The organism is Deinococcus phoenicis (assembly GCF_000599865.1).
Classification (GTDB): Bacteria; Deinococcota; Deinococci; order Deinococcales; family Deinococcaceae; genus Deinococcus; species Deinococcus phoenicis.
Window position 1 is genome coordinate 1 of record NZ_JHAC01000075.1, and the last position, 637, is coordinate 637.

A 637-nucleotide genomic window follows, 5' to 3' on the forward strand; every position below is an offset into this window, starting at 1 on the left:
CAGAAGATCACCGACGCCTGGCTGATCGCCTTGCTGCTCAGCCGGTTCGTGTTCAAGGTGCCCTACGCTTCGATCTGGTGGAGTTTGCTTCGGGAAGACCGCCCCGGTCTTCCCTCATACACCCAGGCCTACACACGCAGCGTGAGGCTTCTGGCGCGTCTGGAAGCTGTCGTTCACTCGGCTGAACACTTGGCCGAGGTCATCATCGACTCGATGCCTCTACCGGTATGCCGTCCCAAACGCACGAAACGCTGTGCGTTTCCGGGCGCGCGATGGGGCTACGGGACCCAGGGCGACTTCTACGGCTACAAGTTACACGCCTGGGTCACCACGACAGGAAAAGTCGTCCAGTACCTCCTACAACCTGCCAACCTCCACGACATGACGGTGGCCTACGAGTTGAACCGACAGTGGGCAGCGTGGGGTGGTCCAAAGGTGATTGGGGACAAGGGCTACGCCGCGCTGGGCTTCGTCTTTCCGCCCAAGAAAAACACGCGCTACGACACGGGGTGGCGGGACTCCCGCCACCCCAAACTCCGGAAACGTATCGAAACGGTCTTCTCCCAACTCGTTGCAGGTCAGGTGCGTTCGGTCCAAGCCAAGACGCTACCCGGCCTGCGGCTCCGTGTCGTCTTAG

The 637-nt window shown here is 61.2% G+C and carries 1 protein-coding gene; it reads left to right on the plus strand.

The features are described from left to right. A partial coding sequence (locus tag DEIPH_RS16910; RefSeq protein ID WP_051517477.1) for an IS982 family transposase occupies positions 1-637 on the plus strand: 637 nt, incomplete at both ends.